General features: G+C 66.5%; 26 protein-coding genes. 11 read left to right on the top strand and 15 right to left on the bottom strand.

What is annotated here, in order from left to right; all coding sequences use genetic code 11:
• Window positions 1-11: 11 nt before the first annotated feature.
• The 5 genes from trpD to NR101_RS15420 form a co-directional block, all read right to left on the bottom strand.
• On the bottom strand, window positions 12-1049 hold the full coding sequence (trpD, locus tag NR101_RS15440; RefSeq protein WP_256776558.1) for an anthranilate phosphoribosyltransferase: 1038 nt from the start codon (window positions 1047-1049) through the stop codon (window positions 12-14).
• Window positions 1050-1081: 32 nt separating this feature from the next.
• Window positions 1082-1660, bottom strand: coding sequence for an aminodeoxychorismate/anthranilate synthase component II (locus NR101_RS15435; RefSeq protein ID WP_256776557.1), 579 nt, complete (start codon window positions 1658-1660; stop codon window positions 1082-1084).
• 2 nt (window positions 1661-1662) lie between these two features.
• Window positions 1663-2436: an SIMPL domain-containing protein gene (locus NR101_RS15430; protein ID WP_256776596.1), complete on the bottom strand. Its 774-nt coding sequence runs from the start codon at window positions 2434-2436 to the stop codon at window positions 1663-1665.
• Window positions 2437-2497: 61 nt separating this feature from the next.
• Complete coding sequence (trpE, locus tag NR101_RS15425) at window positions 2498-3973, bottom strand: anthranilate synthase component I (protein ID WP_256776556.1); 1476 nt, start codon at window positions 3971-3973, stop codon at window positions 2498-2500.
• Between the two features lie 218 nt (window positions 3974-4191).
• Window positions 4192-6582, bottom strand: a complete 2391-nt coding sequence (locus tag NR101_RS15420; protein ID WP_256776555.1) for an XVIPCD domain-containing protein — start codon at window positions 6580-6582, stop codon at window positions 4192-4194.
• A 139-nt stretch (window positions 6583-6721) separates the two neighbouring features.
• Between NR101_RS15420 and NR101_RS15415 the strand changes: the two genes are divergently transcribed.
• Window positions 6722-7561: an ankyrin repeat domain-containing protein gene (locus tag NR101_RS15415; RefSeq protein WP_256776553.1), complete on the top strand. Its 840-nt coding sequence runs from the start codon at window positions 6722-6724 to the stop codon at window positions 7559-7561.
• 30 nt (window positions 7562-7591) lie between these two features.
• On the opposite strand, the gene yegS is transcribed toward NR101_RS15415, so the two are convergent.
• The 4 genes from yegS to NR101_RS15395 form a co-directional block, all read right to left on the bottom strand.
• Window positions 7592-8521 carry a lipid kinase YegS gene (gene yegS, locus NR101_RS15410; RefSeq protein WP_256776552.1) on the bottom strand — a complete coding sequence of 310 codons (930 nt, stop codon included), beginning with the start codon at window positions 8519-8521 and terminating at the stop codon, window positions 7592-7594.
• Between the two features lie 229 nt (window positions 8522-8750).
• Window positions 8751-9233: a GNAT family N-acetyltransferase gene (locus NR101_RS15405; protein ID WP_256776594.1), complete on the bottom strand. Its 483-nt coding sequence runs from the start codon at window positions 9231-9233 to the stop codon at window positions 8751-8753.
• A gap of 9 nt (window positions 9234-9242) precedes the next feature.
• Window positions 9243-9920, bottom strand: coding sequence for a ribulose-phosphate 3-epimerase (gene rpe, locus NR101_RS15400; protein WP_256776551.1), 678 nt, complete (start codon window positions 9918-9920; stop codon window positions 9243-9245).
• 39 nt (window positions 9921-9959) lie between these two features.
• Window positions 9960-10289 carry a DnaJ domain-containing protein gene (locus NR101_RS15395; protein ID WP_256776550.1) on the bottom strand — a complete coding sequence of 110 codons (330 nt, stop codon included), beginning with the start codon at window positions 10287-10289 and terminating at the stop codon, window positions 9960-9962.
• Window positions 10290-10431: 142 nt separating this feature from the next.
• Here NR101_RS15395 and NR101_RS15390 point away from each other — a divergent pair, with 142 nt between their 5' ends.
• The 8 genes from NR101_RS15390 (at window position 10432) to NR101_RS15355 (ending at window position 18284) form a co-directional block, all read left to right on the top strand.
• Entirely contained in the window at window positions 10432-11358 is a 927-nt protein-coding gene (locus NR101_RS15390; RefSeq protein ID WP_256776549.1) for a phosphoribosylaminoimidazolesuccinocarboxamide synthase, read from the top strand.
• A gap of 123 nt (window positions 11359-11481) precedes the next feature.
• On the top strand, window positions 11482-11967 hold the full coding sequence (locus NR101_RS15385) for an Mpo1-like protein (RefSeq protein WP_256776547.1): 486 nt from the start codon (window positions 11482-11484) through the stop codon (window positions 11965-11967).
• A 409-nt stretch (window positions 11968-12376) separates the two neighbouring features.
• Complete coding sequence (locus NR101_RS15380; protein WP_256776546.1) at window positions 12377-15205, top strand: monovalent cation/H+ antiporter subunit A; 2829 nt, start codon at window positions 12377-12379, stop codon at window positions 15203-15205.
• Window positions 15205-15594 (top strand): Na+/H+ antiporter subunit C, encoded by a 390-nt coding sequence (locus tag NR101_RS15375; protein ID WP_256777751.1) that lies wholly within the window; start codon window positions 15205-15207, stop codon window positions 15592-15594. Before NR101_RS15380 ends, NR101_RS15375 begins: the two co-directional genes overlap by 1 nt.
• Complete coding sequence (locus NR101_RS15370) at window positions 15591-17126, top strand: monovalent cation/H+ antiporter subunit D (protein WP_256776544.1); 1536 nt, start codon at window positions 15591-15593, stop codon at window positions 17124-17126. The genes NR101_RS15375 and NR101_RS15370 overlap by 4 nt, the downstream gene beginning before the upstream one ends.
• Complete coding sequence (locus tag NR101_RS15365) at window positions 17123-17629, top strand: Na+/H+ antiporter subunit E (protein WP_256776543.1); 507 nt, start codon at window positions 17123-17125, stop codon at window positions 17627-17629. Before NR101_RS15370 ends, NR101_RS15365 begins: the two co-directional genes overlap by 4 nt.
• The gene (locus NR101_RS15360) at window positions 17626-17910 is read left to right on the top strand and encodes a K+/H+ antiporter subunit F (RefSeq protein ID WP_256776542.1); all 285 of its coding nucleotides are present in this window, start codon (window positions 17626-17628) and stop codon (window positions 17908-17910) included. The genes NR101_RS15365 and NR101_RS15360 overlap by 4 nt, the downstream gene beginning before the upstream one ends.
• Complete coding sequence (locus NR101_RS15355) at window positions 17907-18284, top strand: Na+/H+ antiporter subunit G (protein ID WP_256776541.1); 378 nt, start codon at window positions 17907-17909, stop codon at window positions 18282-18284. Before NR101_RS15360 ends, NR101_RS15355 begins: the two co-directional genes overlap by 4 nt.
• A 174-nt stretch (window positions 18285-18458) precedes the next feature.
• Here NR101_RS15355 and NR101_RS15350 read toward each other — a convergent pair whose 3' ends face one another.
• Window positions 18459-19415 carry a sodium:calcium antiporter gene (locus NR101_RS15350; RefSeq protein ID WP_256776540.1) on the bottom strand — a complete coding sequence of 319 codons (957 nt, stop codon included), beginning with the start codon at window positions 19413-19415 and terminating at the stop codon, window positions 18459-18461.
• 120 nt (window positions 19416-19535) lie between these two features.
• Window positions 19536-20156: a hypothetical protein gene (locus tag NR101_RS15345; protein ID WP_256776539.1), complete on the bottom strand. Its 621-nt coding sequence runs from the start codon at window positions 20154-20156 to the stop codon at window positions 19536-19538.
• Between the two features lie 132 nt (window positions 20157-20288).
• Between NR101_RS15345 and NR101_RS15340 the strand changes: the two genes are divergently transcribed.
• Complete coding sequence (locus tag NR101_RS15340; RefSeq protein ID WP_256776538.1) at window positions 20289-20828, top strand: hypothetical protein; 540 nt, start codon at window positions 20289-20291, stop codon at window positions 20826-20828.
• 170 nt (window positions 20829-20998) lie between these two features.
• Here the strand turns inward: NR101_RS15340 and hmgA are convergent, their stop codons facing one another.
• The 3 genes from hmgA to hppD all read right to left on the bottom strand — a co-directional run bounded on the left by hmgA (window position 20999) and on the right by hppD (window position 23918).
• On the bottom strand, window positions 20999-22285 hold the full coding sequence (gene hmgA, locus NR101_RS15335) for a homogentisate 1,2-dioxygenase (protein ID WP_256776537.1): 1287 nt from the start codon (window positions 22283-22285) through the stop codon (window positions 20999-21001).
• Window positions 22286-22365: 80 nt separating this feature from the next.
• Window positions 22366-22803, bottom strand: coding sequence for a hypothetical protein (locus tag NR101_RS15330; protein WP_256776536.1), 438 nt, complete (start codon window positions 22801-22803; stop codon window positions 22366-22368).
• Window positions 22803-23918, bottom strand: a complete 1116-nt coding sequence (gene hppD / locus NR101_RS15325; RefSeq protein WP_256776535.1) for a 4-hydroxyphenylpyruvate dioxygenase — start codon at window positions 23916-23918, stop codon at window positions 22803-22805. The genes NR101_RS15330 and hppD overlap by 1 nt, the downstream gene beginning before the upstream one ends.
• Before the next feature lie 128 nt (window positions 23919-24046).
• On the opposite strand from hppD, the gene NR101_RS15320 reads away from it, so the two are divergent.
• Complete coding sequence (locus tag NR101_RS15320) at window positions 24047-24538, top strand: MarR family winged helix-turn-helix transcriptional regulator (protein ID WP_256776534.1); 492 nt, start codon at window positions 24047-24049, stop codon at window positions 24536-24538.
• 30 nt (window positions 24539-24568) lie between these two features.
• Here NR101_RS15320 and NR101_RS15315 read toward each other — a convergent pair whose 3' ends face one another.
• Window positions 24569-25705 carry a hypothetical protein gene (locus NR101_RS15315; RefSeq protein ID WP_256776533.1) on the bottom strand — a complete coding sequence of 379 codons (1137 nt, stop codon included), beginning with the start codon at window positions 25703-25705 and terminating at the stop codon, window positions 24569-24571.
• Window positions 25706-26306: the final 601 nt, after the last annotated feature.

Below are 26306 nucleotides of genomic sequence, written 5' to 3'. Positions count from 1 at the left end.
AAACGGAGGGCTCAGGCCCCGGCGCGGATGCGCTGGGTGGCGTCCACGTACTGCGTCATGCGCGCACGTGCGCTGCCGTCGGCGATGGCCGCGCGGGCGCGCGCCAGGCCATCGGCGATGCTGTCGGCCACGCCGGCCACGTACAGGGCCGCGCCGGCATTGAGCGCGACGATATCCAGCGCCGGGCCGGGCTGGTTGTCGAGCACGCCGCGCAGCATCGCGATCGATTCCTCCGGGTTGGCCACTTTCAGGTTGCGGCTGGCCGACATGGCGATGCCGAAGTCTTCCGGATGGATTTCATATTCGCGCACCTTGCCGTCGCGCAGTTCACCGACCAGGGTGCCGGCGCCCAATGAGATCTCGTCCATGTTGTCGCGCCCCCACACCACCAGTGCGCGTTCGGCGCCGAGTTCACGCAGCACGCGCGCCTGGATGCCGACCAGGTCCGGGTGGAACACGCCCATCAGCACATTGGTGGCGCCCACCGGATTGGTCAACGGGCCGAGGATGTTGAAGATGGTGCGCACGCCCATTTCGCGGCGCACCGGCGCGACGATCTTCATCGCCGGGTGGTGCATCGGCGCGAACATGAAGCCGATCCCGGTCTCGGTGATCGCCCGCGCGACCTCCTCCGGGCGCAGGTCGATGATCGCGCCCAGGGCTTCGACCGCATCGGCACTGCCGGATTTGGACGAGACGCTGCGGTTGCCGTGCTTGGCCACCTTGGCGCCGGCCGCGGCGACCACGAACATCGCGCAGGTGGAGATGTTGAACGTGTGCGAGCCATCGCCACCGGTGCCGACGATATCCACCAGGTGGGTCTTGTCCTGCACCGGCACCGCCAGCGCCAGTTCGCGCATCACCGTGGCCGCCCCGGCAATCTCGCCGACGGTTTCCTTCTTGACCCGCAGGCCGGTGAGGATGGCGGCCGTCATCACCGGCGACACGTCACCGCGCATCACTTGACGCATCAGGTCGACCATTTCGTCGAAAAAGATTTCGCGGTGTTCGATGGTGCGCTGCAGGGCTTCCTGGGCGGAGAAGGTCATGGGGGGTCCTTTGCGGTACAGGTGCGGCGCGCTCAGCGCTGCAGGAAGTTCTTCAGCAGGGCGTGGCCATGCTCGGTGAGGATCGATTCGGGATGGAACTGCACGCCTTCGACCGGGTGCTCGCGATGGCGCAGGCCCATGATTTCTTCGAGGGTGCCGTCCTCGTTTTCGGTCCAGGCGGTCACTTCCAGACACGCCGGCAGCGTGGTTTTGTCCACCACCAGCGAGTGGTAGCGCGTGGCCTGGTAGCGGTCCGGCAGGCCGGCGAACACGCCCTTGCCTTCATGCCGGATCGAAGAGGTCTTGCCGTGCATGATGGTGCCCGCGCGGATCACATCGCCGCCGTAGACCTGGCCGATGCTCTGGTGGCCCAGGCATACGCCGAGGATCGGCGTGGTCGGGCCGAGCCGGCGGATCAGCTCCAGCGACACGCCCGCTTCGTTGGGCGTGCACGGGCCGGGCGAGATCACGATGCGCTCGGGGGCGAGTGCGGCGATCTCATCGACGCTCAGGGCGTCATTGCGCACCACCTTGACCTCGGCGCCCAGCGTCTGCAGGTACTGCACGAGGTTGTAGGTGAAGCTGTCGTAGTTGTCGAGCATCAACAACATAATCAGGATCCGTCGGTAATGAGGAAGATGGCGTACACGTTTTCGGTGATGCTGATCGGCCCGGCCTGAACCGATTCGGTTGCCCGCGATCCAGTCGTCTCGATGTCGTACCCCGGCGCAGGCGGCGAAGGAGGCATCACGTTGCCTGCCTGCGCACGCGGCCAGGTGCCGGCCTGCACGCCATAGGCGAAACTCGGCGCGACGTCGGAGATGCTGTACAGCCCGGAGATCCGTGCGCCGTAGGCTTGCGCCAGACCCTGGGCCGATTGGCGCGTCTGCGCGGCAGCTTCGGCCTTCAGCTCGGCGCGCAACGTCGCTTCTTTCGAATAGCCCGGCTGCAGGGAAGTGATCTGCAGGTCTTCACTGGCGGCGGTATCGCGCAGAAACGCCTGCAGTGCTTCGGTGTTGTCAAAGCTACCCCGCACGCGTCGGCTGACCCGCGTGCCGACGAACTCCTGCCGGTTGTTGGCATAGCGCATTTCCGGCTGGATCATCAGGTTGTCCGCACGCACGGTGCCAGACACGGCGCGGTGTCGCTTGAACGACCCCAGCACACTGGCAATGTTGTCCTGCACCTTGCCGCGCGCCACGTCGGGCTGCATATCGGTCGACTTCACCAACAAGTCCACGGTGAAACGGTCCGGCATCACCGTCCGTGAGCCTTCGCCCTTCACCAATAGATGCGGCTGCGAGGGAATGGAGTTGGCCTGCGCCCATGCAGGTGCGGCCGCCACGGCCAACGTCGACGACAACAGCAATGCGCTCAGCAGCTTCATGCGGTATTCCTTGTCAGATGATGCAGCGGAAGACCGTGGCAACGGCCACGGCGCTTTAAAATCAGAGGCCCTTGGCAGCCTGCGCCACGGCACGGAACAACGCGCGACCCTTGTTCATCGTCTCGTCCCATTCCTTGCCCGGATCGGAGTCGTAGACGATGCCGGCGCCGGCCTGCACGTGCAGGCGGCCGTCCTTGATCACCGCGGTGCGGATCGCGATCGCGGTATCGGCATCGCCATGCCAGCCGATGTAGCCGATGCTGCCGGCGTAGACGTTGCGCTTGATCGGCTCCAGCTCGCGGATGACTTCCAGCGCGCGGATCTTCGGCGCGCCACTGACCGTACCGGCCGGGAACGTCGCGCGCAGCACGTCGGCATAGCTCAGGCCCGGCTGCAGCTGCCCGGTGACTTCGCTGACGATATGCATGACGTGGCTGTAGCGTTCGATCACGAACTGCTCGCCCACTTCCACGGTGCCCGCCTTGGACACACGACCGGCGTCATTGCGGCCGAGGTCGATCAGCATCAGGTGCTCGGCGCGCTCCTTCGGATCGGCCAGCAATTCGACTTCCAGTGCGTTGTCTTCTTCCACCGTTGCGCCGCGCGGGCGGGTGCCGGCGATCGGGCGCACGGTCACTTCACCATCCTGCAGGCGCACCAGGATCTCCGGCGAGGAGCCGACCACCTGCACGTCGCCCGTGTCGAGGAAATACATGTACGGCGAAGGATTGAGCGCACGCAGCGCGCGGTACACATCCACCGGGCGCGCCTTGAACGGCACGCTCAGACGCTGGCTCAGCACCACCTGGAAGATGTCGCCGGCGCGGATGTATTCCTTGGATTTCTCCACCGCGGCAATGAAGCCATCGCGGGTGAATCCGGAGACGAAATCGTTCTCGTCCAGCACGTCGCGGGTGATCGGCGCGGGGTAACCGGCGCCGGGGGCGCGCAGTTTGGCCACCAGCGCGTCCAGCTTGGCCTGGGCCTGGTCCCACGCCCCGAGCTGGCCGGGGTCGGCGTGCACGATCAGGTACAGACGGCCCTTGAGGTTGTCGAACACCGCCAGCTCTTCGGAGTGCAGCAGCAGGATGTCCGGCGTGCCCAGCTCGTCGCGGCCACGCGGTGGTGCCAGGCGCGGCTCGATGTAGCCGATGCACTCGAACCCGAACCAGCCCACCAGGCCACCGGTGAAGCCCGGCAGACCGGCCAGCTTGGGCACCGAATGGGCGCTGCGCAGCGCCTCGACCTCGGTAAACGGATCTTCCACCTCACGGGTTTCCACCACCTCACCGGACTCACTGACGGTCAGCGTATGGCCGTGGAAGGCATACACCCGGCGCGCCGGCAGGCCGATGATGGAATAGCGCCCGAAGCGTTCACCGCCCTCGACCGATTCAAACAGATAGGTATGCGGGCCGTCGGCGAGCTTCAGATAGACCGAAAGCGGCGTGTCCAGGTCGGACAGCACTTCGCGGACGACGGGGATGCGGGTGTGGCCTTCAGCGGCCTGCTGCTGGAACTGCTCGAACGTGATCAAGACGACTTTCCTTCCGGGAAACGGCGGTGGCGGGACGGACGACGGCAACAGGCCACCATCGCCACCAACGGCGAGCGGAAGAAAGGGTATGCGGGGTCGTCAGAATGGACACCCGGCGACTGTACCGCATCGGCGGCATGGGATGGAACCCGTTTGGCCGGCGCGGGTCAGCCCGGCGCAAGGCCAGGCCGGGCGATCCCGTCAGCCGCGCGGGGCGGTCAGCCCATCCGCCGGGCCACCGATTGCTGGTCCTGCGCCTGCTGTTCGGCGGTGACGCTGGCGGTCAGCTGCGGCGCATTGGCCGCCCGGTCCTGCTGCCGGTCGACCTCGGCCGCCTGCTCGGTACTGACGCTCAGCGGCTGCTGTCGTCCAGCGACGACGTCGACATAGGCCAGGTGACGGTTGACGGCGGCCAGGTCCGGCGTATCCACCGCGAACGCACGCGCGCGATCCTCGCTGAGCACCACCCGCTCGATCGACTGCAGGCCTTCCTGCTTGGCCTTGGCCGCCAAGGCACCGGCGAGCTGATCGCTTTGCAGGTCGGGGGTGTGGTTGAAGCTGGCGTCGATGCCGTGCACGCCGGTTTGTGCACCCTTGAAGAGCTTGTAATCCTGATGGCTGGGGTCGTTGATCCCGACCGTTCGGCTGCCAGGCTCGGTACCGACGCTGGCCGGCCGGCCGGCGTCCGGGTGCTGGATACGCTCGTGCTGCTGCACCAGCGTCCGCGCTGCCGCCTCTTGCCGGATCAGTTCCGCGTCCAGGCTGGGGATAACGGTTTCTTTCATGCCGTGGCGGTTGACTGCCTCGCCGAAGGCCGGGCCGATGCGGTCGTACAGCCGCTTGGTTTCGATGATGTTGCCGATATTCTGCGGCGCAGTCGGGGTGGGCACATAGTTCCTGGCCGTGCTCTGCAGCCCCGCAGCGATGCCACCCACCGATGCAAACACCGCCGGTGCCTGCGCCGCGGTTGTTTTCACGTGATACGCGGCCAAGTCATACCCCTTGTCGACGTAGGCGCCCGCCGTGGCGTAGCCGTTGCGCAGGCCACCGGCCGCCCACTGGCCGCCATGGTCGATGGTATCTGCGACGCGGCGGCCCGCGCCCCGCGCCGCGTCGGCGTCCTCACGGGCGTGGCGGGAGGCGGCCGTGGCGCGCGCCTCGCCGGCAGCGTGGGTCGCAGTGGCGTCTCGGCTGAGTTCTCTGGCGGTGTCGTCCATGCCCAATTTGCCCGCCCCCCAAGACGCGAGCGAAAGCACGCCGGACTGCACCCTGCTTTCCACGCGGTGGCGTGTGGACTCGATCATGCCGGTCAGCTCGCGGCCCTCGGCATACACCGTCGTGGTGGCTTTCGCGCCGACCTGCAGCGTGGTCGATCCCATATCAACCATTTTGCCGAGCACCATGCCATTGACCCGCGCAACCTGCGCTACGCCGTCGCCGGTCTTGTCCAACCCGTGCGCCACCACCGCGCCTGCGCGCTCGACCTGCTCACCGACCACGCGCCCGTCATGCATGCCATGCGCAGCCGCGTGCAGCACCTTGGACAGCGGTCCGGCCAGTTCGGCCACCTGGCTCGGAGCATCCGTACGCGCGCGGTCCACCAGCTTGCCTTGCGCATCGTGGGTCTTGGGGTCGAGCACGATCTCCATGCGGCCAGCGGCCACCGGAATGTTGCGCAGCGCCTCATAGCCCGGCTTCGTGGCCAGTTGCTCCACAAACTGCGCGGCGGCGGTCTGCGCGCCGGGCGGCAGCATTTCGCGCATCTTCTCGGCGACCTTGGCCTGCATCATCGGCTCGCGCAGCAGCAGGCTGGCCTCGTTGGCCAACAGGCCATAGGCATGCCGCTGCTGCGCGTTCAGACGCTGCATCCCGTTCTGCACATCGTTGAGCACCTCCCCGCTGGTCTGGTAGGTGTGCACGCTCTGCTCGGGATTGAAGGTCGGCAGGCCGTTGTCTTTGGCAAAGCGCGCCGGCGTATCGGGGTGCAGGCCGGCGGCGTTGAAGGTGGTGGCGCGCGCACCGGTGACAGCCGAGGCCGCGGAAGCCATGCCGCCGCCGAGGGAGTGGCCGGCGATTTCGAAGTTTCCGCGGCTCGCCTGGTTCATCACCGCCGCAAGCTGCATGGCGCGATCATAATAATCACTGCGCATCCCGATGCCTTGCTGACCGTTGTTGAGGAAGTCCTCTCCACCGGATTCGCGGCGTCCCCCTGGGGCGTCAGGATCGATGATCTCGCCGGTTGACCCCTTGAAGACCAGGACGGGCTTTGCGTCCTCTCCAAACACGCTCTTATCAGGGATGTAGATCTCTGCTCGGAAACCTGACTGCTTGGGCTGCAACTGCTTGCGAATTTCTTCGTCCGACATGTTGATCCCCGCCGCACGCAATGCCGCTGGATCCACGCTGGCGCGCGTCCAGCCCGCAGGCGGCTCACCATCGCGCTTGGCTGACTGGTACACGTCCGCCGCCAATCCGGACATCTCACGCGCGTGGTAGGTTTCCTGGAGCTTGTCTGCCGCACTGTCCTGCCCGCTGTCGCGAAGCTGCTGGACAAGGACATTCTGCTCCTGGATGGCGCGGGCACGCGCCTCAATCTCGGGACGACTCATGGCAAGCTCCATTGCACTGTGAAGTGAGCGCGACTCTCCCGAGCCACGACCATTATCGGATAACAGAACATTTTGCTAATGTCATCCGCCAGGGCTCAATACTAGGACCACCGTGCGTACCAGCCTTCACATGATGACAATGAAAGGCCTGCTTTCTGCGGCTTGGCTCACACTTTTCGTTCTCAGCGGCTGTGCAGCGACCTCAGCCCAGGGCGCTGGACAGTATTTCGAAGGCAAGGCATTGCAGCTGGCCATCGCAAGTGAAGAGGGCGATGCGAAAACTATTCGTCATCTGATCAAGGACGAAGGCGTTGATCCCAACAAGGAATTCGCCAAACGCGACGGCATTCCGCTGATTGCCTGGCCGCTTCGGGCGAAGAACTTGGACGGCCTACGCGCCATGCTTGAGAACGGCGCAGATCCGAACGCCCGATTGTTGAGAAAGGTGGACGGCGAAGACTACCGCCCCAACAACGCAATGGTTTATGCAGCAAAGATGGATGACTCGCGATTCTTGGAAATGCTCCTTGACCATGGCGGAGATCCGAACACACGCAACTCAAACACCGAGACGCTTCTGTTTCAGGCCTTCATCAGTGGGAACCAATGGAAGAACGTGCAGTTGCTCGTGGAGCACGGCGCAAACATCAATGAGGCCAATCTCGGCTCCGCAGACACAATATTGAGCCTGTACACCAGTCGAGGCGGCTTCAATTACGCCTACTGGCTGCTGGAGCACGGCGCAGATCCAACCATCAAGACCGAGATACTGACTGGATCGGGGGAGGCGCCCCCCATGCGGATGGTCGAAGACATCTACTGGGAGATCACCACGCCCGACCTGCTGCCCTGGCAGAAGAAATGCCAGCAATGGTTGATCGCTCGCAACATCCCGCGACCGCCGATGCCCGAGCACATCCGAAAGAAGCGTGAAGCCTTCAAGTTCCCCAGCAAGGAGGAAGACATTCCACTGCTGTGATCCGGCACGCGCAGAGCACCCGCCCACAACTCACCCACCCAGCAGATGGCTCCCCGGATGCAGATGCATCCGCACCCGCGACGCCACGCATTCAATCCGGAAGTGCGTTGCCTGCACCGGCTCGCCATCCAGATTCAGGGTGATCGGCTCAGCCGCCTCGATCTCGACCCACGGCGCACGCGTGCGCTCGGCCACCTGTTCCAGCGCACCCTGCTTGCCGCCCTTGATCAGCGCGGCGAAGGTCGAGGCGACTTCGCCGCTGAGTTCGGGGATGACCGTGACATCCAGCAGGCCATCGTCGACCACCGCGTCCGGGCACAGCACCTGTCCACCGCCGGCCTGACGGCCGTTGCCGATGCCCAGCGCGATGAAGCCGCCTTCCCAGTCGAAATCCGGGGTGCGCAGTCGCGCCCGGATCGGGTCGATCCGACCCAGCCGCGAGATGCCGGTCACCAGGTAGGCCAGCCCGCCGAGCACCTTCTTCAGGCCTTCATCGGTCTCCACGGTGACCTCGGTTCCGAAGCCGCCGCTGGCCACGTTGGCGCACCACCAGCGCTCGCCGTCGGCGTCGATGTTGAGCAGGTCGATCGGGCGTGCCAGCTCCTGTTCGATCAGGGTCAGCGCCTCCAACGGGTCAGCCGGGATGCCGGCGGCCGTGGCGAAGTCATTGGCGGTGCCCAGCGGCACCAGGCCCAGCGACGGCAGCGCGTCGGCCGACTCGGGGCGATGGGCCAGGGTCTCGGCCGCTTCGCTCAGGGTGCCATCGCCGCCGGCGGCAATGATGGTGTCCACGCCGTGCTCGATGGCCTCGGCGACATAGCGCTCGGCATCGCCGTCCTCCCAGGTGACCCGCACCTCCAGCACCACGCCGCGCTCGCGCAGGGCGTGCACGGCCTCGCGCAGGTCCACGTTGCCGGTGGCCTTGCCGTTGAGGATCAGACGCCAGTGGGGATTACGCATGCAGCATGACCAGGGCAGTGGGGAAGCGCAGGCTAGCAGCGGCTACCGTGGTGCCCGGTGAACGTCATCAAACGGTCACCGGACGCCCGGAGAATGGAAGGCCATAGCAGGGACGATGGATGGAGGCAGGATCAGCCTCCGAGTATTCCCAGGGCCGCATCCGTGAGGGTGCGGCCTTTTTTTCGACCCGCGATGAGCGCAGCCGCCCAACGGTCGGCTCTACGGGTGCTCAGCCTTCGGCGAAGGTCCGCAGCGCCTCGCCTTCCATCCGGTACACGGTCCACTCGCTCTGCGGCTTTGCACCTGCGGCCTCGTAGAACGTGATGGCCGGTTCGTTCCAGTCCAGCACCGACCACTCGAAGCGCCCGCAGTTCTGCGCCACGGCGATGCGCGCGATGTGCTGCAGCAGCGCCTTGCCGGCGCCGCTGCCGCGGCGGTCCGGGCTGACGTACAGGTCTTCCAGGTAGATGCCGTTGCGGCCCAGCCACGTGGAATAGTTGTAGAAGTACACCGCATAGCCGATGGCGTTGCCGTCGGCCTCGCAGATCAGCGCATGTGCCTTGGCATCGGGCCCGAACAGGCTGGCGCGGATGCCGTCCTCGTCGGTCTGCACCGAGGACTCGGCCTTCTCGTAGAGGGCCAGTTCGCGGATGAAGCGCAGGATCAGCGCCGCATCGTCAGCGGTGGCCACGCGGATGTTCACGGCAGCCACCGGCATGGCTCAGGCCCTCGCCTTGGCGACGTTGTGGCGCATCTGCGCGATCACGTCCTGGTAGCTGATCGGCGCGTTGAAGATCGCCGAGCCAGCGACGAACGCGTCGGCACCGGCAGCGGCGATCGCGCCGATGTTGTCGGCCTTCACGCCCCCGTCGATCTCCAGTCGGATGTCCCTGCCGCTGGCATCGATCTTCTTGCGCACTGCACGCAGCTTGTCGAGCGCCGAGGGAATGAACGCTTGGCCGCCGAAGCCCGGGTTGACCGACATGATCAGCACCAGGTCCAGGTCGTCCAGCACCCAGTCCAGGATGTCCACCGGGGTGGCCGGGTTGAGCACCACGCCCGGCTTGCAGCCCAGCGAGCGGATCAGCTGGATGGTGCGGTGCACGTGGCGGCTGGCCTCCGGGTGGAAGCTGATGTAGGTGGCACCGGCCTCGGCGAAGTCCGGGATGATGCGGTCCACCGGCTCGACCATCAGGTGCACGTCGATCGGTGCGGTGATGCCGTGCTTGCGCAGCGCCTGGCAGACCATCGGGCCGATGGTCAGGTTGGGCACGTAGTGGTTGTCCATCACATCGAAATGCACCCAGTCCGCACCGGCGGCGAGCACGTTGTCCACTTCCTCGCCGAGGCGGGCGAAGTTCGCGGACAGGATGGAGGGAGCGATGATGCAGTTGGACATGGCCGGGGCCTTCGGTACGTGGAATGGGGCCGCGCGCGCTCAGCGCTTGCGCAGGGTCTTGATGCGGTCGTAGGCGGCGTTGAGCAGCCGTGACTTGCGCTCGGCCTGCTGGCGCAGCTCCGGGGCGGCGCCGACGACTTTGTCGGGGTGGTACTGGGAGATCAGCCGGCGGTAGGCCAGGTCGACCTCGGCGTCGGTGGCCTCGGAGGTCAACCCCAGCTCGCGGTAGGGGTTTTCCTTGTTCAGGCGGAACCAGTCGGCGTCGAAGGCATGCCCGATAAGCAGGCCCACTACGGCACCAAACAGCGGATTGGGCCTGAACAGCAGGGCCCCGGCGATGAATCCGAGCAGTTTTCCGTACCAGCGCATGAGGGTCTGGGCGGCCGTGGCAACAAAGGAGCCTCATTTTACGTCACAGCGGGCCCAACCGGCTTTACACTAGGCCGCCCGCTGTCTGTGCGGGCCCTCAGGGTCCCTTGGACGGCTGTCATGACAAGCCCCAGGAGTGCCCGTGCCGACCACGTTGTTGCAATCCGATCTCCCCGGCCTGCCCTTGCGCCATCGCGGCAAGGTGCGTGATGTTTTTGACATTCCGCGCGAACGGCTCCCCGCCGGCACGCCGCCGGGGGACTACCTGCTGATGGTCGCGACCGACCGTCTGTCGGCCTTCGACGTGGTGCTGCCCGATCCGATTCCCGGCAAGGGCGAAATGCTCTGCCAGGTCTCCAATTTCTGGTTCGCCAAGACCGCGCACCTGATGCCCAACCACCTGACCGGCATCGACGTGGCCAGCGTGCTGCCCGACGGCGTCGATGCGGCGCTGTACGCCAAGCGCGCGGTGGTCACCCGCAAGCTCAAGCCGGTGCCGGTGGAGGCGATTGCCCGCGGTTACCTCATCGGCAGCGGCTGGAAGGACTACCAGCGCACCGGCAAGATCAGCGGCATCGAGCTGCCCGATGGCCTGCGCCAGGCCGAGCAGCTGCCCGAGCCGATCTTCACCCCGTCGACCAAGGCCGCCGTCGGCGACCATGACGAGAACATCGATTTCGATGCGATGGTCAAGACGGTCGGTGCGGACCTGGCCGAGCGCGTACGCGATGCCACCCTGCGCATCTACAAGTTCGCCGCCGATTACGCGCGCGAGCGCGGCATCCTCCTGGCCGACACCAAGTTCGAGTTCGGCACCGATGAAGACGGCCGCCTGTACATCATGGACGAGATGCTGACCCCGGATTCCTCGCGCTACTGGCCGGCCGACGAGTACGAAGTGGGTACCAGCCCGCCGAGCTACGACAAGCAGTTCGTCCGCGACTACCTGGAGACGCTGGACTGGGGCAAGACCGCCCCGGGCCCGAGCATCCCGGCGGAGATCATCGAGCGCACCCGCGCCAAGTACGCCGAGGCGCTGCAGCGCCTGGCGGGTATCTCGGTCGACTGACTCCCACCGCGTCCCCGGCCGCGCGCCGGGGACGCGGTTTTCGATGCCCGACGCCGACGGAATCGCCAATCCCCGGCCGGCCAGCCCCCACAGCGCTATGCTCTGCTGATCCTGGGAGGGAACATGGCCACCACCACCACCGTCGCACGCCCGATCGACCGCTACTTCGCCAGCTATTCCGACGACCACCGCAATGTGCTGAACCAGCGCATTCACGTGGTGGCCGTGCCGGCGATCCTGTGGTCGGTCGTGGCCCTGCTATGGTGCCTGCCGCCGCTGATCACCTGGTTCCAGAACGGGATCTGGGCGGGGTTTGCGATGTTCGCCGCATGGTGTTTCTACAACCGGCTGTCGCGCCCGCTGGGCATCGGCATGCTGGGGATGCTGTTCGTGTTCGGCTGCCTGTGCCGACTGCTGGAGGCCGAAATCGGCCTGCATAACCTGCTGTGGACGGCGGCCGGGGTGTTCGTGGTGGCCTGGGTGGCGCAGTTCGTCGGCCACAAGTACGAAGGCCGCAAGCCCAGCTTCCTGACCGATCTGACCTATCTGCTGATCGGGCCGGCGTGGGTGCTGGCCAAGGCATATCGGCGGCTGGGCATTCGGTACTAGTCCCGCGGTTGGGGAGGGTCGGGTTGCCGGCCAGCGGCCTGCACTCCGCGGCCGTGCGACACCGACGGGTTTTCCTGAACGAAATGGATGCTCACTGGGGCTCTACGGGGTGGCGTCCAGCATCGTCGTGCGCGGCGTCCGAAGGCAGGCAGCCGTTCATGTTCCTCGCCCCATGCGTGGCCCGCCAGCCCCTGCCGTTACTGGCGCCGGACCCGCGCGACGGGCCAGATACGGCAAAGTCGCCGTGGGACTTCCATACGGCGTTCAGCACTCTCGAATGGGCGCGCGACAGGGGCTGAAAAAATGAATCACGCACGTTACAAGCAATTGCTGGCGTATTCGGGTCTATCGGCAGCAATTGACTGCCTGTTAGACTAAACGGCCTGCTCGTGAATCCCGTATTCCCTGCATGAATCCCAGCCTGCTCCTGCTGCTCGCCCTGCCGTTCATCATGGCCGTGGCGGTCGCTTCATTCCGCCGCACCTCCCGCTCCACGGCCGCCTGGTTGGCCGCGGCCGCCCCGTTGGGCGGACTGGCGTTGCTGGCCACGATGACCCCCGACATCCTTGCCGGCGGGGTCGTACGCAGTTTCGGCCAATGGCTGCCGCAGATCGGGCTGGCCTTCTCGCTGCGCCTGGACGGGCTGGCCTGGATGTTCGCCGGGATGGTGCTGGCCATCGGCGCGCTGGTGGTGATGTACGCCCACTACTACCTCAGCGCGCGCGACAGCGCCCATCGCTTCTACTGCTACCTGCTGCTGTTCATGGGCGCCATGCTCGGCATGGTGCTGTCAGGCAACCTGTTGCTGTTGATGGTGTTCTGGGAAATGACCAGCATCAGCTCGTTCCTGCTGATCGGCTTCTGGTCGCACCGCCAGGACGCCCGCGAGGGCGCGCGGATGGCGCTGGTGGTCACCGGCGGCGGCGGGCTTGCCCTGCTCGGTGGCGTGCTGCTGATCGGCCGTATCGTGGGCAGTTTCGAACTGGATGCGGTGCTCGCTTCCGGCGATGCCATCCGCGCCAGCGCGCTGTATCCGTATGCGCTGTTCCTGGTGCTGGCCGGCATCTTCACCAAGAGCGCGCAGTTCCCGTTCCACTTCTGGCTGCCGCAGGCGATGGCCGCGCCTACCCCGGTGTCGGCCTACCTGCACTCGGCGACCATGGTCAAAGCCGGTGTGTTCCTGCTGGCCCGGCTGCATCCGGCGCTGTCGGGCACGGATCTGTTCTTCTACACGGTCAGCGGGATCGGGGCGATCACCCTGCTGATCGGGGCCTGGAACGCGATTTTCCAGCACGACCTGAAGGGCCTGCTGGCCTATTCGACAATCTCCCACCTGGGCCTGATCACGATGCTGTTCGGGCTGTCGGCGCCGATGGCGGTGGTCGCCGGCGTGTTCCACATCCTCAACCACGCCACGTTCAAGGCCTCGCTGTTCATGGCCGCGGGCATCATCGACCACGAGACCGGCACCCGCGACATGCGCAAGCTCGGCGGACTGCGGCGGTTGATGCCGTTCACCAGCACGCTGGCGATCATCGCCTCGCTGGCGATGGCCGGCATTCCGCTGCTCAACGGCTTCCTGTCCAAGGAGATGCTGTTCGCCGAAGCGCTCACCGCCGGTGGCCCGGAAACGATGCGCATGGCGATGTCGATCGCCGCGCTGCTGGCCGGCGTGTTCGGCGTGGCCTACAGCCTGCGCTTCGTGCACGACACCTTCTTCGGTGATGGCCCGCACGACCTGGACCGCGTGCCGCACGAGCCGCCGCGCTGGATGAAGGTGCCGGTGGAAGTGCTGGTGGTGGTGTGCGTGGCGGTCGGCGTGGCCCCGGCGATCACCATCGCCCCGGTGCTGCACGCCGCCGCCGCCTCGATCCTGGGCCCGGCGATGCCGGCCTACAGCCTGTCGGTGTGGCACGGCTTCAACACGCCGCTGATGATGAGCATCGCCGGGGTGATCGGCGGCATCGCGCTGTACTTCGGCCTGCGCCGCCTGATCGACCTGCACGCGGTGGTGAGCCGCGCGATCGGCCGCAACATCTTCCACAAGCAGCTGGACCTGGTGTTCGGCTTCGCCCACCGGCTGACCCAGGCGCTGGCCAACGGCAGCCTGCAGCGGATGCTGATGGCGCTGGTGGTGGTGGCGATCATCGTCGCGCTGGCCCCGTTCGTGGCCGATCCGGGCTCGCCCAACTGGCCCTCGCCGCAGCCACTGCCGCTGCTGGGCTGGACGCTGTGGCTGGTGATGATGGCCTGCGCGGTAAGCGCATTGTTCGTCTATCGGCAGCGTCTGCTGGCGGTGCTGGTGATGGGCGGGGTCGGGCTGATGGTGTCGCTGACCTTCGTGTTCCTGTCCGCCCCAGACCTGGCCCTGACCCAGTTGCTGGTGGAGATGGTCACCCTGGTGCTGATGCTGCTGGGCATGAACTACCTGCCCACCCAGTCGGCGCCGGAACATTCGCGCTGGCGCAAGCGCCGTGATGCGCTGATCGCGGTGATCGGCGGTGGCGGCCTGGCCGCGCTGGCCTACACCGCGATGACGCTGCCGCCCAACACCATGGCCGGCGAGCTGGTCGCGCGCGCCCTGCCCGAAGCCTATGGGCAGAACGTAGTCAACGTGATCCTGGTCGACTTCCGCGGCTTCGATACCTTCGGTGAAATCACCGTGTTCGGCATTGCCGCGCTGGTGGTGCACGCGATGCTGCGGCGCTCACGCATGGCGCCGGAGCAGATCATGCCGGGCCCGCCGATCAAGCTGCCGGTGCCGGCCGATCTGGCCCAGATCATGTTCCCGCTCACGCTCACCGTCTCGATCTTCCTGTTCCTGCGCGGCCACAACGCGCCCGGTGGCGGCTTCATCGCCGGCCTGGTGCTGGCCGTGCCGCTGCTGATCCAGTACGTCATCCAGGGCACCACCTCTGTGGAATCGCGGTTCGGCTTCGACTACATCCGCTGCATCGGTGCCGGCCTGCTGATCGCCATCGTCAGCGGCAGTGCCTCGATGTTGTTCGGCGTGCCGTTCCTGACCAGTGGGCACCTGGACCTGCATATCCCGCTGATCGGTGAGGTGCCGCTGGCCAGCGCGATCGGGTTCGATACCGGCGTGTACCTGGTGGTGTTCGGCGGGGCGATGCTGATCCTGTCGATGATGGGCACGATCAAGCCCTCGCGTACCCGCAACGCCCGCAAGGGCGAGATCGATCCCAACCGTCGTTCGGCAGAAACCGGGGAGATGCACTGATGGAACTGGCCCTGGCAAGCGCGATCGGCATATTGAGTGCGATCGGCATCTACCTGCTGCTGCGTGCGCGCACCTTCGACGTCATCCTCGGGATGACCTTCCTGTCCTACGCCACCAACCTGCTGATCTTCGCCGGTGGCCGCCTGGTGTCAGGCAAGGCGCCGGTGCTGCGTGAGGGCATCGACAGCGACCTGGGCAACTACACCGATCCGCTGCCGCAGGCGCTGGTGCTGACCGCCATCGTGATCGCCTTTGCGATGACCGCCGTCAGCATCGTGCTGGCCATGCGCAGTCGCAGCGACAACCACAGCGACCACGTCGACGCGCACGAAGAAGAGGCCGACGACGCCCCCGCCGATACCGCCCCCGGCCGGGAGGGCGGCGCATGAACCATGCGGTGATCCTGCCGATCCTGATTCCGCTGTTCGGCGCGGCCTGTTCGTTGTTCGTCGAGCACCGCCGCTATGGGCCCCGGGTGCAGCGCGCGGTGGCCTGGACCACGCTGACTGCGCTGGCCGCGGCGGTGGCACTGCTGTTCTTCCAGACCGCCGATGGCAGCATCGCGGTATACCTGCTCGGCGACTGGCCGGCACGGCTGGGTATCGCGCTGGTGGCCGACCGGCTGTCGGCATGGATGCTGGTGACCACGCTGCTGCTGGCCATTCCGTGCCTGCTGCATGCCTGCTCGGGCTGGGATCGGCGCGCACCGCATTTCCACGCGCTGTTCCAGTTCCAGCTGGTCGGCCTCAACGGTGCCTTCCTCACCGGCGACATCTTCAACCTGTTCGTGTTCTTCGAGGTGATGCTGATCGCCTCCTACGGCCTGCTGCTCAGCGGCGGGCGCGGCCTGCGCATGCGCATCGGCCTGCATTACGTGGTGTTCAACGTCACCGCCTCGACCCTGTTCCTGATCGCGCTCGGCCTGCTGTATGCCTCGCTGGGGTCGCTCAACATGGCCGAGCTGTCCCAGCGCATCGCCGAAGTGCCGGCCTCGCACCTGGTGCTGGTCAAGGCCACCATGGGTTTGTTGCTGCTGGTGTTCTGCAGCAAGGCTGCGCTGATGCCGTTGTACCTGTGGCTGCCCGAGGCGTATGCGCGCGCACCGGCCGCGGTGGCCGCGCTGTTTGCGATCATGACCAAGGTCGGCCTGTATGCGGTGCTGCGGGTCAGCACGCTGTGGTTCGGCGAGGATGCCGGCCCGATGGCCGGCTACGGCAGCGACTGGCTGCTGTGGGCCGGCGTGGCCACGCTGGTGGTGGGCGGCCTGGGTGTCCTGGCGGCCGCGCGCCTGCGCGTGATGATCTCCTACCTGGTGGTGGTGTCGGCAGCGACGCTGTTCATCGCGTTCGCCGTGCGTACCCCGCAGGTGCTGTCGGCCGGGCTGTATTACCTGCCGCACAGTACCTTCGTGGCCGCCGCACTGTTCCTTATCGCCGACCTGATCCGTCGCCGTCGTGGCGGTGCCAGCGACAAAAAGGAAATCATCGCGCCGATGCCCGGCAAGCAGACCCCGGCGGTGCTGTTCCTGATCGGCGCGGTCGCGGTAGCCGGGCTGCCGCCGCTGTCCGGCTTCCTGGCCAAGGCCGCGCTGCTGGCCGGGATGCCGGCCCAGTACACCGGCGTGGTCTGGACCGCGGTGCTGGGCAGCAGCCTGATGGTGATCGTGGGTCTCACCCGTGGCGGCATCCGCCTGTTCTGGCGCGTGCCGGTGCAGGAGGAAGGTGTACCGCCACCGCGCAAGGCGCCCACCCGCACCGTCGAACTCATCGCCGCCGCGCTGCTGCTCAGCTACGGCATCGCCATGAGCCTGTTCGCCGGCCCGCTGATGCAGCACACCGATGCGATGGCCAGGCAGCTGCTGCAGCCGAAGGAATACGTGGGTGAGCTGCGCGCCACCACGCCGGAGATCCGCCAGCCATGACGCACAAGCCTTCGCTGTACAAACGCGTGATTCCCTCGCCCTCGCTGAGCGTGATGGTGGTGGCGTTCTGGCTACTGATGTCCGACAGCTTCACCGTCGGCCAGTTCGTGCTGGGCATGTTGCTGGGCCTGGTGGTGCCCCTGTTCGCCGCGCGCCTGGACCGCGAGTTCGCCCGCATCGGCTCGCTGCGGCCGGTGCCCAAGCTGGTGTTCGTGACGCTGTGGGACATCCTGGTATCCAACATCCGCGTGGCCATCCAGGTACTCGGCCCGGAGCGTCGCATCCACCCCGGCTTCATCTGGCTGCCGCTGGACATCGCCAACATCCACGGCATCGCCGCGCTGACCAGCATGATCACGCTGACCCCGGGCACGGTATCGGCGGCGTTGTCCGACGACCGCCGCTACCTGCTGGTGCACGTGCTGCACCTGGACGATCCGGACGAACTGATCGCGCAGATCAAGCGCCGTTACGAAGCCCCGCTGATGGAGATCTTCCCATGACCGGTTACACCTTCATCCAGACCACGATGGCCGTGTGCATGCACGTGGTCGGGCTGGCCATGCTGCTGGCCACCTGGCGCCTGCTGCGCGGCCCGACCGTGCCCGACCGCATCCTCGCGCTGGACACGCTGTCGGTGACGGCCATTGCCGAGCTGATGCTGTTCGGCATGTACCTCAACTCGGCGGTGTATTTCGAGGCGGCCTTGATCATCGCCATGCTCGGCTTCGGCAGTACGGTGGTGCTGAGCAAGTTCGTGCTGCGCCGGGATATCGTCGAATGATCACCTTCATCCAGATCGTGCTGTCGATCCTGCTGCTGTTCGGCTGCTTCTTCATCCTGGTCGGCGCGCTGGGCCTGGTGAAGCTGTCGACGTTCTTCAAGCGTCTGCACGCGCCGACCAAGGCCAGCACCCTGGGCGTGGGCTGCGTGCTGGTGGGCTCGGTCTGTTACCACATCTTCCTGGGCCAGGATCCGCAGCCGCGCGAGCTGTTGATCACCGTATTCCTGTTCATCACCGCGCCGATCAGCGCACACATGATGGCCAAGGCGGCGCTGTCGCTGATGATGGAAAAGCGCCCGAGCCTGCCGGGACATGAAACCGCCAAGGAAGAACAGTTGCCGCCGCCGCGACCAGAAGGCGATCAGGCGCCGTAATGAGGGAGACGGAGAGGTTCCGGACCGGGATCGGATACCGGGCCGAACCCGCGTGGAACCGACCATTGGTCGGCCGCCGCCAATCCCGCGCGTAGAGCCGACCGTTGGTCGGCTGCACCCACATCGCAACCGGAGCAGCCGACCAACGGTCGGCTCTACGGGACGCTGCCTCGTTCAGCCGCCTCTGACCAGCGCCAGCTCCAACCCGATCCAGGCCAGGAATGCCACCACCAGCACGCCCCCTTCGCGGCGGCTGACGGTGAGGTCGCCACGCAGCATCGGGTACAGCACCAGCACGAAGGCGATCGCCGCCGGCAGCTCCAGCTTCACGAACGACGCGGGCACCGCCAGCGGCCGCAGCGCCGCCATGCCGCCCACCACCACCAGCAGATTGAACAGGCTCGAGCCAATCACGTGGCCCAGCACCATGTCGCCCTGGCCACGGCGGGCGGCCGCGATCGCCGCCGCCACTTCCGGCAGCGCGGTGCCGATGGCTACCGGCAGCAGGCCCACCAGCAGCGGCGACCAGCCCAGCCCGGCACCGAAAACCGGCGCGGCCTGCACGATCCAACGCGCGCCGTAGTACAGGCACAGGCCGGCAAACAGCAGGCGCAGCACATTGAGGAACAGCCCGGTGCGGGTCATCGCATAGCCGGCGATGGCCTCGCGCACCGGTCCGGATTCCCGCCGCGCACGTCGCAGCACGAACGCCAGCACGGCCACGAAACCAAGCAGCAGCAGGCCACCCTCCCAGCGCGTCACCACGCCGTCCAGGCCGAACACGATCAGCGCCAGGCTGGCCACGGCGAGCAGGATGAGCAGGGGCGAGAGCAGCCGTGCGCGGACCAGGAGGGGCGCGGCCAACGCGGCGAGGCCAAGGGTAAGCCCGACGTTGACGATGTTGCTGCCGACCGCGTTGCCCAGTGCCAGTTCTTCGGCGCCGACCACGAACGCGCGGGCGTTGACCACCAGCTCGGGCAGCGAAGTACCGAAGGCGACCAGCAGCAGCCCGGCCACGAACGGCGAGGCGCCGAAGCGCTGGGCCAGGCCGGAGGCGGCCTTGACGATCGAATCGCCGCCCAGTGCGAGCAGCAGCAATCCCAGCAGGAACCACGCGGTAGCAGCAATCATCGGCACATCCCCAGGCAGCAATGGCCCGATTCTAGAGCCAGCGTGCGCGCAGGGGGTGAGGAAACCACCGAAGCGGGGGTGCAGCGGCGCGGCCCGCTCCGGGCACGCGCCGCCGTCGGCTTACGAACAGCCTTCTACGTAGTCGACCTGCGGGGTCTGGCCGACCCGCCAGGCGGTGACATTGCCGTCGCCGCCGATCTCGAAGTTGATCAGCGCGCCGCCCTCGGTAGCCGGGCGCACACGCAGGTTGTGGCCCTTCTCGTCGTACTTGTGCGCGGTGACGTCACCCCGATCGGGATAAAGCGTCTGCAGCTGGCCCAGCGACATGCCGACCTTGCCACCGCCGGGTGCGGCGATGCGGTCGTTGCGCACGTCGTAGCGGACCAGACGCTTGCCTTCGATCATGAAGACCACATCGTCAGCCTGCGCGCCTTGCGGTCGCAGCGCGTGGCAGTAGTCGTCGGGAACGTCGCCCTGCAGGGGTTCCTTCCACGCGGTGCGCACCTGCTCCAGCGTGCTGCCCAGTGCGATCGCGCCGTAGCCGTCAAGCCGCGCCGGACCGGTGGCGGCCGCGGCGTCGGGGCCGGCAGCCGCACCCTTGTCTGGCGCAGCGCCGACAGCCGGCGTGGTCGGTGCCGGCGCGGCCGCCTGGGCGTCCTTCGACGGGGTTTCCGGGCTGCGCCCGCAGCCTGCCAATGCCAGCACGATGCCCAGTGCCAAAACGCCTCCCAGCTGCTTCATGTGATGTCCTCCAGTCAGTGCCCGGCAGACTAGCGCGATCCCCGTGCAGCGGTTGCATGCAGTGACGCGATTGTCATCGCCGTTTCACCTGCCGCGTTCAGGCTCGGCCTGCACCGCATCGACCCTACGCCCATGCAACCGCGCAAGACCGACCTCGCCCGCACCGCCCTGCAGGCCCACCGCGCGCCACTGGACATGCGCCAGCGCCGCCTGCTGATCCTATGCGACGGCCAGCGCGACCTGCCCCAGCTCAGCGCGATGATCGGCGCAGAGGCGTCGGCCATGGTGATCCAGCTGATCCAGGCCGGGTACCTGGTGTCCACCGCGCCAGCAGAGCCGGCCCCGCTGGCGGCGCCGGCCAGTGCGCCCGGGCCCGCACCCGCACCGGCTGTGCCCCCGCCCACCGAACGCCGTCGCTCGCTGGTGGCCGCGCGCATCTACCTGCTGGGCATCCTGGAAATGCAGCGCCACCCGCAGGCCGCCGCGCTGTTGCACGCGTTGCAGCGCGCGCGCAGCGACGAAGACGTCATCGCCTCGCTGTACATCGCCCTGACGGCGCTGCCGGGCCTGACCTCGCCCGGGTATGCCGAGCGGGTGCGGCAGCGCGTGCTGGAGGTGTTGCCGGAAGCGCATGCCGCGCAGGTGCAGCAGACCGTTGTTGCAACAGCCTGAGGCAATGGTCAGTTGAAAAGGCACTGCATGGAGGGGATTGCTCGGTGTCCACAGTGGGTACACCGTCTGGTCCACCGCGTCGCCGAGGGCGTCATGCTGAGCGCCGCCCTGTCCTGCCACTGCCACGCGACGTGACTCGGCGCCGGCCGCCTCGGCGGCCCGCGTTGCAATCACCCCGTGAAGTTCGCCTTCAACCCCTTCCAGCACTGCTGGTAACCGCGCTGCCGGTGCGCGGCCTCCATGGCTTGCGCGGTCGGGCGGATCACCCCACGGGTTTCGAACATGAAGGCCATGGTGTCCTTGATCACGTCCGGTTTGCTCAGGTCAGCCGCCGAGGCCTTGTCGAAAGTGGCCGCATCCGGACCGTGGCCACTCATGCAGTTGTGCAGCGAGGCGCCGCCGGGCACGAAGCCCTCGGCCTTGGCGTCGTAAGCACCGTGGATGAGGCCCATGAACTCGCTGGCGATGTTGCGGTGGAACCACGGCGGCCGGAACGTGTCCTGCGCCACCAGCCAGCGCGGCGGGAAGATGGCGAAGTCCATGTTGCTGGTGCCGGCGGTATCGCTGGGCGAATGCAGCACCAGAAAGATCGACGGGTCCGGATGGTCGTGGCTGATCGAGCCGATGGTGTTGAAACGACGCAGGTCGTAGCGGTACGGCGCGTAATTGCCGTGCCAGGCGACCACGTCCAGCGGCGAATGATCGATGTCGGCACGCCACAGCTGCCCGCCGAATTTGGCGATCAGTTCGAATGCGCCCTCGATATTCTCGAACGCGGCCTGCGGGGTTTCGAAATCGCGCGGATTGGCCAGGCCGTTGGAGCCGATCGGCCCCAGGTCCGGCAGCTTCAACAGCGCGCCGAAGTTTTCGCACACGTAGCCACGTGCCTGACCATCGGGCAGTTCGACCCGGAAGCGCACGCCACGCGGGATCACCGCGATCTGCTGCGGTTCGATCTCGATCACGCCCAGCTCGGTGAGCAGACGCAGGCGGCCCAGCTGCGGCACGATCAGCAGCTCGCCGTCGGCGTTGTAGAAGTAACGGCCCTGCATGTCGGCGTTGGCCGCATACAGGTGGATGCCCACGCCATGATGCGCATCGGGCGAGCCGTTGCCACCCATGGTGTACAGGCCATCGATGAAATCGGTGGGGGTGGGCGGCAGTGGCAGCGGGTCCCAGCGCAGCTGGTTGGGCGACACCGCGCCATGCGCGAAATCACCGTGCAGGTGCGGCTGCGCATACGCGCTGAACTCACCGTGCGTCACCGCCGGACGGATCCGGTACAGCCAGCTGCGCCGATTGCTGCCGCGCGGCGCGGTGAACGCGGTGCCCGACAGCTGTTCGGCATACAGCCCATGCGCCACCCGCTGCGGCGAGTTGCGGCCGACCGGCAACGCGCCGGGCACCGCCTCGGTGGCGAACTCATTGCCGAAACCGGTCTGGTAAGTGCTGCTCATAGATCTCTCCAGATAGTTAAATCGAGTCCGCACTGATCGTGGGGTGCGCCTTTAAGGAGCTTGCGACGCCCCCGTTTCGATCAGTAGCTGGCAAGAGTGTATTCAACCAAGCCAAGCGGGGTTTCGGCCGTTCCTCTCTCGCCAAGGCCAGCGGCTGCCTCAAAAATTGCCACCGTTCCGTCGACTTCAATTTGAACCTTTAGCGGAAATTTTCCGCCCTGCTCATCACCCAACACCGCCACCGCTGATCGCCTGACCGATCCATCCTCTAATGCATGGAAGGACGGCCCACTGCCCTCCGTCAAGGCCAGTCCGGAAAATTTCTTTCCTTGGACCCGTAAATGCAGAATCGCAACAGCTCGCTGGTCGTCAGCACACTGTCGAAGAGTTACTGGCTTGTCGCCGAATGCTGTGTAGGTAGTAGTAAAACAGAGCATTTTTCCAGGCACGGAAGCCAGAACTGTTCCAGTAAAGCCGACGGTGAGGGCGAAAACGATTCCGGCCTGAATCAATTTCATTACAGCACGCCGCGCTTGATCTGGTCGCGCTCGATGCTCTCGAACAGCGCGGTGAAGTTGCCTTCGCCGAAGCCTTCGTTGCCCTTGCGCTGGATGATCTCGAAGAAGATCGGGCCGATGCAGTTGGTGGTGAAGATCTGCAGCAGCTTGCGCTGGTGGGTCTCCGGATCGGCATCGATCAGGATCTTGTTCTTCGCCAACCGCGCCACGTCTTCACCGTGGTTGGGCACGCGCATGTCGATCACGTCGAAATAAGTGTCGGGGGTGTCGAGGAACTCCACGCCCTGGGCGCGCATCGCTTCCACGGTGTCGTAGATGTTTTCGGTGAAGCAGGCGATGTGCTGGATGCCCTCGCCCTTGTAGGCGTCCAGGTACTCGTTGATCTGGCTCTTCGGATCGGACGACTCGTTGAGCGGAATGCGTACGATGCCGTCCGGGGCGGTCATCGCCTTGGACACCAGGCCGGTCTTGAGGCCCTTGATGTCGAAGTAGCGGATCTCGCGGAAGTTGAACAGGCGCTCGTAGTAGTCCGACCACTGCTGCATGTTGCCGAAGTACAGGTTGTGGGTCAGGTGGTCGATGAAGGTCAGCCCGAAGCCCTTGGGACGCGGGTCCACGCCCTCGATCGGGGCGTAGTCGGTGTCGAACATGCTGCCATTGGCGCCGTAGCGGTCCACCAGGTACAGCATGCAGTCGCCGATGCCCTTGATGATCGGCGCGGCCACCGCGCGGGTTTCCGGCTTGAAGTCGATCGCTTCGGCACCGTTGCCCAGCGCCATCTGGTAGACCTCATCGCCCGGCTTCTTGAAGCGGATGGCAAAGCCGCAGGCGCACGGGCCGTGCTTGTCAGCGAAGTCCGAGGCGAACGAATCGGGTTCTTCATTGACCAGGAAATTGACGTCGCCCTGGCGGTACACGGTGATCGCGCGCTGCTTGTGGCGCAGTACCGCGGTGAAGCCCATCTTGCGGAAGTAGGCGTGCAGTTCGGCGCCACGGCCGGCCGGCGCGGCGAACTCGACGAACTCGAAACCGTCGATGCCCATCGGGTTTTCGAAGGTGGTGACCTGCATGCCCGGATCGGGTGCGTGGGACGCGGTGCTCAGTTGGCTGCTCATGATGTGGCTCCAAAGCAAGTCCGCATCGGAAAAAACCAGGTGCGGTGGGGCGGCAGACCCGCGAGAATGCGGTGTCCGGAACGTAGGTTATAGTTTCACATGAAACCACCATCAAGGTGCACCGCAGCATGAGCCCGCCCGATCCCAGCAGCCACAGCATCCGCGCCTCGCACGCCCTGCTCGACCTGGAGCAGTTCCTGCCCTACCGGCTGAGCGTGCTGTCCAACCGGGTCAGCGGCAATATCGCCAAGCTGTATGGGGACCGTTATGGTCTGGCGATCCCGGAATGGCGGGTCATCACCATCCTGGCGTTGTACCCGGGCTCATCGGCCAGCGAGGTTTCCGACCGCACGGCGATGGACAAGGTGGCCGTGAGCCGGGCCGTGGCCAGACTGCTCGAGCGTGGCTTCATCAAGCGTGAAACCCATGGCGACGACCGCCGTCGCTCGGTACTGGCGCTGTCGGCGGCCGGGTTCGAGGTGTACGAGACCATCGCCCCGCTGGTGATCGAGATCACCCGCAAGCTGATGTCCGTGCTCAGCGAAGAGGAGGAACAGATGCTGGAGGCGCTGATCCTGCGCCTGGCCGGGGAAGGTCTGCAGAAGATGGACCAGGGCTGAGGGCAGGCAACGCCGCTGGGGCGTTGCGGGTCAACTCAGGTGCTTGCGCCGGGCATGCACCCACGGCGCGGCCAACGCGCCGATGGCGCCACCGGCAAAGGCCAACGAGGCGGCCACCACGGCCGCTTCTATCGCATTGGGCAGGGCCAGCGCGGCCAGCACCAGCAGCGCCGAGGGCAGGCCGATGAAGGTGGCCATGAAGTAGCCCCAGCGCGGCGCCCACGTACCCACCTGAAGCAGACTGACCGGCATCCACGTTTCGGCCGAGGCGTCCTGCTGGACCTTGGCGGCGACCCGGGTCAGGTCGACTTCCACCGGGCCCTTGCCGGTACGCGCGGTGGCCAGCATCTGCGCCACTTCTTCGACCGGCGGGAACGACGTCGGCCACGTGCCCGGCGCGCTCACGCCGTAGGCGGTCAACACCGGCACGCTGATCCACTGCGCCAGCAGCGGCCGCAGCTTGCGCCGGTCGAGCACGCACCAGAGCTGGCTGACGCCGTTGGCGACCACGCCATACAGGGCCAGCTGGCCCGGTTCGGGATACGGCAGCAGGTGCACGCGCGCTGCCATGCTGTCGTAGCCCATCTGCCGCAGGAAACCCGGGCGGGTGCGCCCCTCGTGTGCCCAGGCCAGGCCCAGCGCGGCAACCAGGTAGGCTTCGGCCGGGTCCTTGGCCCCGGCACTGGCGCGGTCGTCGCTGGCCAGGAAGAACGCCAGGGACTTGGGCTCGTCCACGTCGCCGCTGTCCCAGCGCCCGGCATCGCCCAGTACGTGCTTGAGCGGCAGGCGTGCCGGTGCGGTTTCGGCCTTGGCCGCGTTCTGCAGGAAGGGCAGCACCGACAGCACGAAGCCCTGCAGGTCCACCGCGCGCACACCGCTGCCCTGCCAGTCGGCCGGCAGCAGGCCGGCCAGGGCCGGGTTGCGTGCCAGCACGTCGAGCTGGGCTTTCTGCTCGACCAGCTTCTGCACCGCGGCCTTCAACAGCACGTTGTCCGGCACGGCCACCAGCGGCAGCCGGTAGCGGATCGCGCCGGGTGCGGGGGTGTCGGCGTCGGGCGCATCGCCAGCGCCATGATCGTCGAGCAGCACATCCACCGGCGGCAGGCTGACGCCGGTCGGGGCCTGGAGGGTGGTATCGGAAGTGCTGTCGCTGGTGCCCGTCTGCATGCGTATCGATCCGTCGGTTGTGCGCCACGAACAGCGCGGCATGAGGTCCTTGGAGGTAGCGGCAAGGGCAGCAGGAAATGAAGGGTTGCCCAAGTGGGTGGATCCACGCCATGCGTGGTTGCCGCGTGCAGCTCGGCACGATGTCGCAACAGAGCGCAGCCGCGCCTGGCGTGGCTCTGCGCGCCAGGCCGATGGATAGCTCCAACCGGCAGACTGGAAAGTTCTTCTCCCATCTGAGGGGAGCGTCTTGTTGCAAGGGCAGTCGCAAATGGCGCACGGCGATACGTGTGTGACTGTGTAGTCCAGGGCCCATCTGGGTCTGATGTTGTCTCCGCTCAGGTCTGTCGCGAGCGTGAGGGCCCCTTAGCAGCCGGTAGGCCCCTGGCGCAAATGTCCCCCGGCCGCGTTGCGGCCTCCTCCTTTATTTTGCCCAGGACCCTACCGGCCGCTAAGGGGCTCGGCTTGCGGTAATCAGATAGAAGCCAGGCGTTTTGACGCTGGTCGGTGGGTCGGGCGCTGGGCTCCCATGCCCTTGGAGGCGAAATCAAGGGGGAGGGGGCGGCCGCAGGCCGACGCCGGAGGACATTCGCCGGAAAGGGCA

The sequence above is a fragment of the Stenotrophomonas sp. Ste86 genome (assembly GCF_024519465.1).
In the GTDB taxonomy this organism is placed as follows: Bacteria; Pseudomonadota; Gammaproteobacteria; order Xanthomonadales; family Xanthomonadaceae; genus Stenotrophomonas.
Note: the sequence above shows the minus strand (reverse complement) of the source record. Positions and strands in the feature narration are given on the sequence as shown.

Coding starts and splice junctions, on each gene's coding strand:
- hppD (WP_256776535.1), bottom strand. CDS start 23,918: ATGAGCAGCCAACTGAGCACCGCGTCCCACGCACCCGATCCGGGCATG.
- NR101_RS15395 (WP_256776550.1), bottom strand. CDS start 10,289: ATGCGCTGGTACGGAAAACTGCTCGGATTCATCGCCGGGGCCCTGCTG.
- NR101_RS15415 (WP_256776553.1), top strand. CDS start 6,722: ATGAAAGGCCTGCTTTCTGCGGCTTGGCTCACACTTTTCGTTCTCAGC.
- NR101_RS15375 (WP_256777751.1), top strand. CDS start 15,205: ATGGAACTGGCCCTGGCAAGCGCGATCGGCATATTGAGTGCGATCGGC.
- NR101_RS15340 (WP_256776538.1), top strand. CDS start 20,289: ATGCAACCGCGCAAGACCGACCTCGCCCGCACCGCCCTGCAGGCCCAC.
- NR101_RS15435 (WP_256776557.1), bottom strand. CDS start 1,660: ATGTTGTTGATGCTCGACAACTACGACAGCTTCACCTACAACCTCGTG.
- NR101_RS15320 (WP_256776534.1), top strand. CDS start 24,047: ATGAGCCCGCCCGATCCCAGCAGCCACAGCATCCGCGCCTCGCACGCC.
- NR101_RS15385 (WP_256776547.1), top strand. CDS start 11,482: ATGGCCACCACCACCACCGTCGCACGCCCGATCGACCGCTACTTCGCC.
- rpe (WP_256776551.1), bottom strand. CDS start 9,920: ATGTCCAACTGCATCATCGCTCCCTCCATCCTGTCCGCGAACTTCGCC.
- NR101_RS15380 (WP_256776546.1), top strand. CDS start 12,377: ATGAATCCCAGCCTGCTCCTGCTGCTCGCCCTGCCGTTCATCATGGCC.
- hmgA (WP_256776537.1), bottom strand. CDS start 22,285: ATGAGCAGCACTTACCAGACCGGTTTCGGCAATGAGTTCGCCACCGAG.
- NR101_RS15350 (WP_256776540.1), bottom strand. CDS start 19,415: ATGATTGCTGCTACCGCGTGGTTCCTGCTGGGATTGCTGCTGCTCGCA.
- NR101_RS15420 (WP_256776555.1), bottom strand. CDS start 6,582: ATGAGTCGTCCCGAGATTGAGGCGCGTGCCCGCGCCATCCAGGAGCAG.
- yegS (WP_256776552.1), bottom strand. CDS start 8,521: ATGCGTAATCCCCACTGGCGTCTGATCCTCAACGGCAAGGCCACCGGC.
- NR101_RS15355 (WP_256776541.1), top strand. CDS start 17,907: ATGATCACCTTCATCCAGATCGTGCTGTCGATCCTGCTGCTGTTCGGC.
- NR101_RS15315 (WP_256776533.1), bottom strand. CDS start 25,705: ATGCAGACGGGCACCAGCGACAGCACTTCCGATACCACCCTCCAGGCC.
- NR101_RS15360 (WP_256776542.1), top strand. CDS start 17,626: ATGACCGGTTACACCTTCATCCAGACCACGATGGCCGTGTGCATGCAC.
- NR101_RS15345 (WP_256776539.1), bottom strand. CDS start 20,156: ATGAAGCAGCTGGGAGGCGTTTTGGCACTGGGCATCGTGCTGGCATTG.
- trpD (WP_256776558.1), bottom strand. CDS start 1,049: ATGACCTTCTCCGCCCAGGAAGCCCTGCAGCGCACCATCGAACACCGC.
- NR101_RS15370 (WP_256776544.1), top strand. CDS start 15,591: ATGAACCATGCGGTGATCCTGCCGATCCTGATTCCGCTGTTCGGCGCG.
- NR101_RS15330 (WP_256776536.1), bottom strand. CDS start 22,803: ATGAAATTGATTCAGGCCGGAATCGTTTTCGCCCTCACCGTCGGCTTT.
- NR101_RS15365 (WP_256776543.1), top strand. CDS start 17,123: ATGACGCACAAGCCTTCGCTGTACAAACGCGTGATTCCCTCGCCCTCG.
- NR101_RS15430 (WP_256776596.1), bottom strand. CDS start 2,436: ATGAAGCTGCTGAGCGCATTGCTGTTGTCGTCGACGTTGGCCGTGGCG.